General features: G+C 37.3%; 12 protein-coding genes. All 12 read right to left on the bottom strand.

All coding sequences use genetic code 11. From position 1 onward, the window contains the following. Positions 1-338: 338 nt before the first annotated feature. The 12 genes from lysS to KI356_RS08095 all read right to left on the bottom strand — a co-directional run bounded on the left by lysS (position 339) and on the right by KI356_RS08095 (position 10,689). Complete coding sequence (gene lysS / locus KI356_RS08150; protein ID WP_070140520.1) at positions 339-1,838, bottom strand: lysine--tRNA ligase; 1,500 nt, start codon at positions 1,836-1,838, stop codon at positions 339-341. Between the two features lie 160 nt (positions 1,839-1,998). After that, positions 1,999-2,997 (bottom strand): tRNA dihydrouridine synthase DusB, encoded by a 999-nt coding sequence (dusB, locus tag KI356_RS08145; protein WP_128283416.1) that lies wholly within the window; start codon positions 2,995-2,997, stop codon positions 1,999-2,001. 23 nt (positions 2,998-3,020) lie between these two features. Beyond that, a complete protein-coding gene (locus KI356_RS08140; RefSeq protein WP_002009706.1) occupies positions 3,021-3,224 on the bottom strand; it encodes a helix-turn-helix domain-containing protein in 204 nt (67 codons plus the stop codon). Continuing rightward, on the bottom strand, positions 3,176-3,691 hold the full coding sequence (gene folK / locus KI356_RS08135) for a 2-amino-4-hydroxy-6-hydroxymethyldihydropteridine diphosphokinase (protein ID WP_212935208.1): 516 nt from the start codon (positions 3,689-3,691) through the stop codon (positions 3,176-3,178). The genes KI356_RS08140 and folK overlap by 49 nt, the downstream gene beginning before the upstream one ends. After that, a complete protein-coding gene (gene folB / locus KI356_RS08130; RefSeq protein WP_002113276.1) occupies positions 3,688-4,050 on the bottom strand; it encodes a dihydroneopterin aldolase in 363 nt (120 codons plus the stop codon). Before folB ends, folK begins: the two co-directional genes overlap by 4 nt. Further along, a complete protein-coding gene (folP, locus tag KI356_RS08125) occupies positions 4,051-4,911 on the bottom strand; it encodes a dihydropteroate synthase (RefSeq protein WP_128283417.1) in 861 nt (286 codons plus the stop codon). Beyond that, the gene (gene pabC / locus KI356_RS08120) at positions 4,886-5,758 is read right to left on the bottom strand and encodes an aminodeoxychorismate lyase (protein WP_212935207.1); all 873 of its coding nucleotides are present in this window, start codon (positions 5,756-5,758) and stop codon (positions 4,886-4,888) included. The genes folP and pabC overlap by 26 nt, the downstream gene beginning before the upstream one ends. Beyond that, positions 5,752-6,339: an aminodeoxychorismate/anthranilate synthase component II gene (pabA, locus tag KI356_RS08115; RefSeq protein WP_002113273.1), complete on the bottom strand. Its 588-nt coding sequence runs from the start codon at positions 6,337-6,339 to the stop codon at positions 5,752-5,754. Before pabA ends, pabC begins: the two co-directional genes overlap by 7 nt. 5 nt (positions 6,340-6,344) lie before the next feature. Then, on the bottom strand, positions 6,345-7,742 hold the full coding sequence (gene pabB / locus KI356_RS08110; RefSeq protein WP_212935206.1) for an aminodeoxychorismate synthase, component I: 1,398 nt from the start codon (positions 7,740-7,742) through the stop codon (positions 6,345-6,347). A 235-nt stretch (positions 7,743-7,977) separates the two neighbouring features. Further along, positions 7,978-8,901, bottom strand: a complete 924-nt coding sequence (cysK, locus tag KI356_RS08105; RefSeq protein ID WP_002124554.1) for a cysteine synthase A — start codon at positions 8,899-8,901, stop codon at positions 7,978-7,980. A gap of 117 nt (positions 8,902-9,018) precedes the next feature. Continuing rightward, positions 9,019-9,894 carry a redox-regulated molecular chaperone HslO gene (gene hslO, locus KI356_RS08100; RefSeq protein ID WP_128283420.1) on the bottom strand — a complete coding sequence of 292 codons (876 nt, stop codon included), beginning with the start codon at positions 9,892-9,894 and terminating at the stop codon, positions 9,019-9,021. A gap of 6 nt (positions 9,895-9,900) precedes the next feature. Next, positions 9,901-10,689, bottom strand: coding sequence for a type III pantothenate kinase (locus tag KI356_RS08095; RefSeq protein WP_128283421.1), 789 nt, complete (start codon positions 10,687-10,689; stop codon positions 9,901-9,903). Between the last annotated feature and the right edge of the window lie 176 nt (positions 10,690-10,865).

The following is a 10,865-nucleotide window of genomic DNA, read 5'->3' as shown; positions in this document are numbered from 1 at the left end:
AGAACTTGTCTGTCGCTCAGAAGCGACTTTATCAATATAACATTTCGTTATATTTTCGTCAACAACTTTTTTCAATAAGTTGTTTTTCGTTTGTTTCTTTTGTTACCTCTCGTGGCAACGAATATAAATATACCAGTTTGATTATTAAAATGCAATAGTTTTTCTAATAAAACTTTTAACTTAGTGAAAAAGTATAAAAACAGCACATTTCTTCTATATAAGTATAGGTTTTTAATCTGACATCCATTTAATGAGCAATAGTCTCACTTTCCTTTTAATAGAAGTTTTCTCCCCCTCAAATAAAGAAATAAAAAAAGCTTTGGAGAAATCTCCAAAGCTTAGTCTTGTTTATGGCGCATAGCCGGGAATAATAGTACGTCACGAATAGATGGTGCGTTTGTTAATAACATAACAAGACGATCAATACCAATTCCTAATCCGCCCGTAGGAGGCATACCGTACTCAAGAGCTTCGATATAGTCATCATCCATCATATGAGCTTCATCATTACCTTGCTCACGCTCTTTTAATTGAGCTTCAAAACGTTCCTTTTGATCGATTGGATCATTTAACTCAGTGAATGCATTCGCATGTTCACGAGCAACAATGAATAATTCGAAACGATCTGTGAATCGTGGATCTTCATCATTCTTTTTCGCAAGCGGTGAAATCTCTACCGGATGACCATAAATAAATGTTGGTTGGATTAATTTATCTTCTACTTTTTGCTCGAAGAACTCATTAATAATATGACCAACTTCCATTGTATTCTTAATTTCTACATTATGTTCTTTTGCAAGTTCGCGCGCTTCTTCTACGCTCATTGGATTCCAGAAATCTGCTCCAGAGTGTTGCTTAATTGCATCTACCATATGAAGACGTGTCCATTCTGGCTCTAGATTAATTTCATAATCACCATATTGGATTGTTGTTGTACCCAATACTTTTTTCGCGATATGAGCAACCATATTTTCTGTTAGTTTCATAATATCATTATAATCAGCGTACGCTTCATATAATTCAATCATCGTAAACTCAGGGTTATGACGAGTTGATACACCCTCATTACGGAATACACGGCCAATCTCATAAACTTTTTCTAATCCGCCCACAATAAGACGTTTTAAATGAAGTTCAATTGCAATACGCATATATAATTCCATATCTAAAGCATTATGGTGTGTAGTGAAAGGACGAGCAGACGCTCCACCTGCAATTGCGTGCATCATAGGCGTTTCTACTTCAAGATAACCGTTGTCATCTAAATATCTTCTCATTTCACGAATGATTTTACTACGGGTAACGAACGTTTCACGGCTTTCCATACTTGTAATTAAGTCCAAGTAACGTTGACGATAGCGTTGTTCAACATCTTTTAATCCATGGTATTTATCCGGTAATGGACGAAGAGATTTCGTTAAAAGTGTAAATCCTGTTGCTTTTACTGAAAGTTCTCCAACGTTTGTTTTGAACACTTTACCTTCAATACCTACTAAGTCACCTAAATCTGCTGTTGTAAATAACTCGTACTCTTCATCTCCAACAGTATCTTTACGAACATAAATTTGAACTTGCCCCTGCAAATCTTGAATATGCGCAAATCCCGCTTTTCCTTTACCGCGTTTTGTCATAATACGACCAGCGATAGAAACAGTGATTTCTTTCTCTTCTAATTCTTCTTTAGAGAATTCTCCATATAGACTTACTAAGTCAGTTGTTGAATTTGTGCGTTCAAATCGTTTACCGAACGGATCGATTCCTTGCTCACGTAAGTTATGTAACTTTTCACGACGAACAAGCAATTGGTCGTTTAATTCTTCGTGGTTCATGTTATCCATGATATTGATATCACTCCAGCTCTATTAAATTTTATAATATATACAGTATAGCATTTTCTACTCAACTAGAAAAACTGCCAGCAACTAACTGGCAGCTCTTCTTTCTTTCACGTAATTATAGGAAGTGTATAGAAGAATGTCAATCTCCTATATTCCCTTATTAACCAACGTAAATTGTTTGTTGTTTCGCTTCTACTTCTTCTACAAAAGCACCTAATACATTCGCAAGGTCTTCACGCGTGTTACAAGTATTGATACCATTACGCACACTCGCATTACCACGAACACCTTTTAAATACCAAGCTGCATGCTTTCTCATCTCTCTTACAGCAACATTTTCGTTCTTTAAATCGATAAGACGATCTAGATGCAACATACATACATCAATCTTCTCACGGACTGTTGGTTCCGGCATTAATTCACCTGTCTCTAAATACTTTACCGTACGATAAATCATCCACGGATCTCCAAGAGCAGCGCGGCCAATCATAACACCATCTACACCAATTTCATCAAGCATACGCTTTGCATCTTGCGGTGTTTCGACATCACCATTTCCGATAACCGGAATATTTACAGCTTGCTTTACTTGTTTAATAATATCCCAATCCGCTTTTCCTTCATACATTTGCACTCGTGTACGCCCATGAACTGCTACCGCTTGTCCACCAGCACGCTCAACAGCTTTTGCATTCTCAATCGCGAAAATATGATCTTCATCCCAACCAATACGCATTTTAACTGTAACTGGCTTTTCAACAGCATCTACAACTGCTGCCACCATTTCATATATTTTATTTGGATCTAAAAGCCACTTTGCTCCCGCATCACACTTAGTGATTTTCGGTACTGGGCAACCCATATTAATATCAATAATGTCTGCTGTCGTATATTTATCTACGTATTTCGCAGCATCTACAAGAGTTTCTTTCTCTCCACCAAAAATTTGTAAACTTAATGGCTTTTCTCTCTCATCGATATATAACATATCTAATGTTCTTTTGTTATTAAGTAATATTGCCTTATCACTTACCATTTCAGCACAAACTAAACCTGCACCAAATTCTTTTACTGTCAAACGGAATGCAGAGTTACACACTCCCGCCATCGGTGCTAGTACAACTGGATTTTTCATCTCAATATTTGCAATCTTCAACACCCGACTTACTCCTTCCTTTACGGTCACTTCGGCATCAATTCGTCTATTGAAACGTTTAATGTCTTAGCGACTTCTACTACAAAATCTTGGGAAGGTGATCTATTGCCCCTCTCAACTTCACCTAAAACTGATACAGATACCCCTAATTCTTTCGCAAAACCTTCTTGCGTATAGCCTTTTAGCTTTCGAAAAGCACGAATGCGTCTTCCCCATTTTTCTGCTTCCATACCGTTACTCCCTCTCGCCTTTTCATTTCTTCTACTTGTGAACGTGAAATGTTTTGTTTTATATCTCGATTAATCTCTAACAACGGAACGATAACAAAAGCTCTTTCGAACATCCGCGGATGCGGAACAATAAGATTCTCTGCTTCAATATTTTCTTGATTATATAGTAAAATGTCAAGGTCGATGGTCCTCGGGCCCCATCTAATTTCCCTTTTTCTTCCTAGGTCATTCTCTACCTTTTGTGTTACTTTCAATAATTCTTGCGGTGATAAATTGGTAGAAATTTTTATAACTAAATTTAAAAAGCAATTTTGGTCAGTATAACCAACCGGATCCGTTTCATATACAGACGAAACATCATCAACTTGGATATGCTGATTTTTATTTAAAAACTGAATTGCTTCAGTTAAATAAGTATAACGCTCCCCAATATTCGAACCTAATGCAATGTACGCTATATTATTCATGGACGTTCTCTCGTAATTTCTACCGCTACAGCACGATAATGCCCCGGTATCGGCGGATCCGGTTTAATTACCTTAATTGTACACTGTGAAATACTCTCATATTGTTTCAATATATCTGTAGCGATATTTTCAGCGATACTCTCTACGAGCTTATACGTTCTATCTTCAACAACTTTTCTACATAGTTCGAAAAGTTCCCCGTAATTGACAGAATGCTCTAAGTCGTCACTTTCTCCTGCACGTTTTAAATCCAACTCCACAGTTAAATCCACTTTAAATCTCTGACCCAATTTATTTTCTTCTGGGAATACACCATGATAACCGTAAAACTCCATATCATGGATATAAATTTTATCCAATTACTTTGCCCCCTTACCAATCATCGCGTCCATCATCTTAGCCATACGCACCATTTCTTTCACATCATGTACGCGGATAAACTCACAGCCCTTTTCAATACCAAGACAAACGGTAGCGCCCGTCCCTTCAAGACGCTCCTCCACTGGTAAATCTAATACATGGCCAATAAAGGACTTTCTCGAAGTACCTAATAGAACCGGATAACCCAGTACATTTAACTGTTCTAAATTACGCATCGCTTCTAAATTTTGTTCAGGCGTTTTCGCAAAACCGATACCTGGGTCTAAAATAATATTCTCATCTCGCACACCAGCATCTTTAGCAATTTTAATACTTTCATACAAATCAGCAATCATATCAGCCATTAAGTTGCGGTAGTTCATATTATCTCGGTTATGCATTAAGATAATGGGCACATCATAATAGGCTGCAACTTCAGCAATCTTCGGTTCCGCCTTCGCTCCCCAAATATCATTAATAATATGAGCACCAGCTTCAATCGCTTGTTTCGCAACTTCAGCTTTATACGTATCAATAGAAATAGGTAGCTTTACTTCTTTTGACACTGCCTGAATCATTGGAACAACTCGCTTTATTTCCTCTTCTACTGAAACTTTAGCGAAACCCGGGCGGGTAGATTCGCCGCCAATATCAATAATATGAGCGCCTTCACTTTTCATTTCTTTTGCATGGCGCACTGCGGCATCTACTTCGCTGTAACTCCCACCATCAGAAAATGAATCTGGCGTTACATTTAAAATCCCCATAATTAATGTCTTTTCATTTAAGTTCAATGTATATTCGCCGCAGCGCAAATCATAATCCCACTTCAAACTACACATCTCCTCTTCGCAATTCATTTCTGCTCCACAATTTCTCTCTCTGCACTCCATAAAGATCCATAAGTCTTTTTGTAACCACTCCCACTTTACCCGGGAAATCTTTCTCCTCTATGCGATAAAGGGGGACAATCTCTTGAATAGAGTTCGTTACGAACACTTCATCCGCTGAAAGCAATTCATCTTTTGTAAAGAAACCTTCCTTTACTTCTATACCCAGCTCTTCAGCAGCCTTTATAATAAACGCACGAGTGATTCCGTTTAAAATCCCTGTTTCTAATGAAGGAGTATATAAAATATCTCCTTTAACAAAAAAGAGATTCGAAACAATCCCCTCTGCAACATAACCTGTTTCAGTAAGAAAAATACCTTCCTTATTCACACCATTTCCAATTTCGCGTTTCCCTAAAATATTATTTAAATAATGATGGGACTTCAAGCGAAATGCACCCTCTGGTGTATTTCTCACTTGTTTTAAAATAACTCCTTCTTTTTCCACTACATTCCCTGGAGCTACTAAAGGTTTTATAAAAACAATAACAGACGGTTCTTCATATACTTCCGTTTGTAATCCTATTTCATCTATACCCGCCGATACATTTAAGCGCACATATGCATGCTTTAACCCATTCTTAACGAGTAGATTCTTTAAAATAAGTATCACTTCATCTTTTGTTATTGTCCATTTGATTTGCAATATATCGAGCGCATCCATTAAGCGTTCATAATGATCATCCAATAAAAAGGGATGACCATTATAAATACGAAACGTCTCAAAAACCCCAAGCCCATACAGGTAACCGTGGTCATACGGAGAAATTCGCGCTTCACTCGCTTCTACATACGCACCATTTACGTAAATTAACACGATGTCACACTTGGGCTATATTTGCGAATGAAATTCTGTAGCAACTCTTTCCCGTGAGAAGTCATAATAGATTCCGGATGGAATTGTACCCCTTCAATCGGCAACGTTTTATGACGAAGCGCCATAATTTCACCTTCTTCAGTCCAAGATGTTATCTCTAAACAATTCGGTAACGTCTCTTTTTTAACGATAAGAGAGTGATAACGTGTTGCAGTAAATGGATTTGGAATATCAGAAAAAATCGTCTGTCCATCATGATGCATTAAAGATGTTTTTCCATGCATCAAACGCTCTGCCCTGACAACATCCCCTCCAAATACTTGCGCAATTGATTGATGTCCAAGACAGACCCCAAAAATCGGAAGCTTACCTGCAAAATATTTAATAACATCCATACTGATTCCTGCCTCATTAGGACTACATGGACCTGGCGAAATCATTAAAAAATCTGGTTTCATATTCTCAATATCTGAAATAGTCACTTCATCATTACGCTTAACAACAAGCTCTTGTCCAAGTTCTCCAAGAAACTGCACTAAATTAAATGTAAAAGAATCATAATTATCAATCATTAATATCATTTCTCTCACCTAACCGTTTCTTCGCTACTTTCTTTTGCACGCCATAAAGCGATTGCTTTTTTTAACGACTCTTTATATTCATTTTTTGGATTTGAATCAATTACAATACCCGCTCCAGCTTGCACATGCGCTTGTCCATCTTTAGCAAGTAGTGTTCGGATTACAATATTCAATTCCGTATCTCCAGAATAACCAATCCAACCAATTGAACCCGTATAAATTCCTCGGCGAACAGGTTCTAATTCTTCAATAATTTCCATCGTACGTATTTTCGGGGCACCGGTAATTGTCCCACCAGGAAATACAGCCTTCACCAAATCGAAAGCATCTTTATCTGCTTCCACCTCACCACGCACATTAGAAACAATATGCATAACGTGTGAGTATTTTTCAATTACCATAAATTCATCTACTTCAACAGTGCCATATTTACAAACCCGGCCCAAGTCATTTCGTTCTAAATCCACAAGCATTACATGCTCTGCTCTTTCCTTTTCGTTTTCAATTAATTCTTTCGCTAATTCCTCATCCTCTTGCTCACTTGCTCCTCGAGAGCGCGTACCAGCAATTGGTCTTGTACTCACTTCTTTTCCTTGCTTTTTAATTAGCAATTCAGGCGAAGCACTAACAATTTGAAAATCTCCAAACTCCAAGTAACCCATATATGGAGATGGATTAATTTCACGAAGACTTGTATATATTTCTAGTGGATGTGTTTGTAATGTTCTTTCTTGTCTTGTCGACAAGTTTACTTGAAACACATCACCCGCTCCAATATATTCTTGAATACGTTCAACAGCCTTCATAAAGCCATCTTCCGTAAAAGCAACTGCTTCATTTTTCTTTACAGGACATTCAAACGGCATAGTCACTTTGGGTGCTTCTTTCATCCAAAGACCCTTCCATTCATTTAATCGTTCTTCTGCCTCTTCACACTCATCTACATAATGCGTAATAATCCATAATACTCTCTCCTGTTGATCATACACAAACACGTCATCAAATAACAAAAAGAATATGTCAGGTATATTAATATCATCCTCCGCAAGAGAAGAAAGTTTTTCAATATAACGGATACAATCATAACTAAAGTATCCAATTGCCCCACCTTGAAAAGGTGGGTACTCCGGATTATAATCCGTTTTCCATTTCTCCATATACGTTTGCATTAAATCTAATGGATTCCCTCGCTTTATTGTTTCCTTACCACTTTCACTTATATGTAACGTCTCATTCTTACCCTGAATTACCGCTACTGGATCCAGCCCAACAATGTTATAACGACCACCACGTCCACTTTCTAACAAAATATGTTGCGGCTTATCCTGAGAAAGAAATTTATATTGCTTAAAGAAATCTAACTGATATGGAATAGAAAGCGCTAAAGATTTTCTTCGTTGCATATCAACACCCCGTCTTCTGTTATCCCACCCTCTTAAGGTAATCAACTCAAACTACATAAGGTTATTTATAAGGTTATTTATATAGAGAATGATTATACTTGAGGGCTAGTAAAAATAAATTAATTATACTACTTCTTATTTTACATGAAGTTTTCTAGTCATTCACTCTTTTCCTTTTTCCAATCAAAAAAGAAAAAGCATCCTTTTTTAAGGATGCTTTTCAAATCGCATTCAATTATGATTCAAATTGATAAAGTGGTGTACTTAAATAACGTTCACCGTTACTCGGAATAATAACAAGTACCTTTTTCCCTTTACCTAATTTCTTCGCAACTTCTTTTGCTGCATAGATGACTGCTCCTGAAGAAATACCTACTAAAATACCTTCTTCTCGAGCAACTCTTCTTGCATATTCAAACGCTTGCTCTGTTTTCACTTGAATAATTTCATCATATACCTTTACATCCAACGTCTCTGGGATAAATCCCGCCCCAATTCCTTGGATTTTATGTGGACCCGGCTTCCCACCAGATAATACTGGTGAATCCGCAGGTTCTACTGCATAAATTTTAATGTCTTTATACGCTTCCTTCAGCACTTCACCAGCACCGGTAATTGTTCCACCTGTACCAATACCTGCGATAAACGCATCTAATTGATCACCCATTTGTTCAACAATTTCTGGACCTGTTGTTAAACGATGAATTTCTGGATTCGATTGATTTTGGAACTGTTGCGGTATAAAGTATCCATGTTCTTTTGCTAATTCAGTTGCCTTACGAATTGCTCCACCCATTCCTTCAGGTCCTGGAGTCAATACTAATTCAGCACCATAAGCGCGTAATAAATTACGACGCTCAATACTCATTGTTTCTGGCATTACTAAAATTGCCTTATATCCTTTAGCGGCTGCTACCATCGCTAAGCCAATACCTGTGTTACCACTTGTTGGCTCAATGATTGTATCTCCCTCTTTTAATAATCCTTTATTTTCAGCATCTTCGATCATAGCTAACGCGATACGATCTTTAACACTGCTCCCCGGATTCATAAATTCTAATTTTAAGTATACATCTGCGCTGTCTGATTCTACGATGCGGTTCAACTTAACGATCGGCGTTTTCCCGATTAATTCTGAAACTGATTGTGCCACTCGCATTCCTGTCACTCCTAACACCGAGTATTTTTATTGGTTTTATCTATATTTAGATTTTGTCAGAAAATTCCCTGTTTGTCAATCTATCCGAGCGAACAATTCTCCACTTAAACTTCCTTATTACAGGCTCTCAATTATGCTTGTAATATCTTCTTTAGAGAATTTATATCGTTCATTACAGAAATGACAGTGCACTTCCGTCTCTTCTTCTTCTTCACGAATTTGTTCTAACTCTGTTTTACCTAAGCTAATTAATACATTTTCGATACGCTCGCGTGAACACGTACAATTAAATTGTACATCCATCGTTTCTAGCACTTTTACTTTATCTTCTCCTAGCACTTCATATAGTAACTCCTCTGGAGAAAGCCCTTGTTCGATCAACGTTGAAACAGGAGGGATTTTTTGTAGACGCTCTTCAATAAATGAAATTGTTTCTTCCTGTGCACCTGGCATAATTTGAAGAATGAATCCACCCGCTGCTAATATGCTATCATCTCCATTTACGAGAACACCGACACCAACAGAAGAAGGCGTCTGCTCAGAAACTGCGAAATAATAAGTAAAGTCTTCTCCTAATTCTCCTGAAACAATTGGAGATTGACCGATAAATGGTTCACGCATACCAATATCTTTAATCACTGTTACAAATCCTTCTGTACCTACCGCTTGATATACACGTAATTTCCCTTGTTCTGTCCCTTCAAAATCAACATGCGGATTCGTTACATAACCACGTACATCTCCATTTGCATGAGCATCTACTAAGATAGGACCAATCGGACCGTTACCCTCTACTTTAATCGTTAGCTTCTGCTCGCCTTTTAACATCGCGCCCATCATTGTACCCGCAGTTAAAGAACGACCAAGTGCTGCCGAAGCTGTTCTCCATGTATCATGACGTCTTTGCGCCTCACTTACTGTGTTTGTTGTACGCACACTATACGCACGCACTTCTCCATCAAATGCTAACGCTTTTACTAAATAATCTTTCATACTTATTTATTCACCTTTCTCATACTGTAAATTTGCATTACGTTCATATAACATATACAAACCTTTTAACGTTAAAAACGGATCTACAATATCAATTACATTTGATTCTTCTGAAATTAATTTCGCTAATCCACCTGTTGCAATAACTTTCGGTTCTTGCTTAGCTTCTTCTTTCATACGCTTAACAATACCTTCCACTTGTCCAACGTATCCATAAAGAATACCTGATTGCATCGCACTTACTGTATTCTTCCCAATAACACTACTTGGTTTTGTAATTTCAATACGAGGAAGCTTTGCTGCTCTACTATATAACGCCTCTGCCGAAATCATAATTCCCGGCGTAATAACGCCACCCATATAATGCTTCTCTTCGTTAATATAACAATATGTAGTAGCCGTACCAAAATCAACAATAATAAGCGGACTTCCATATAAGTGGATTCCTGCTACTGCATTTACAATTCGGTCCGCGCCTACTTCACGTGGATTTTCATATTTAATATTCAAGCCAGTTTTTATCCCAGGCCCCACTACAAGTGGTTTAATTTTAAAATACTTTTCACACATACGCTCTAAAGCAAACATAATTGGCGGTACGACTGAAGACACAATAATACCTTTCACATCTTCAAAAGAAAGACCTTCATGATCAAGTAACTGCTTTACAAGCATCCCATACTCATCTTCTGTTTTATGACGATCTGTTTCCATGCGCCAATGCTGACGAAGTTTCCCCTCTTCAAACACACCTAATACCGCATTTGTGTTCCCTACATCCAATACAAAAATCATATTCTCACCACTTATCTTATTTAATCTATATTTGTGCAGTATGTACAAAACTTATAAAAACATCATATCACACATACTTATATAATCAGCTTTTCTATCCTCATCATTGTACAAAAAGATTACTCTCTATTTCAATTTTTAATACTAGTTTTATTTAAACTTTTTTGCCACTTAAA

The organism is Bacillus hominis, from assembly GCF_018332515.1.
GTDB classification, from domain to species: domain Bacteria; phylum Bacillota; class Bacilli; order Bacillales; family Bacillaceae_G; genus Bacillus_A; species Bacillus_A hominis.
Note: the sequence above shows the minus strand (reverse complement) of the source record. Positions and strands in the feature narration are given on the sequence as shown.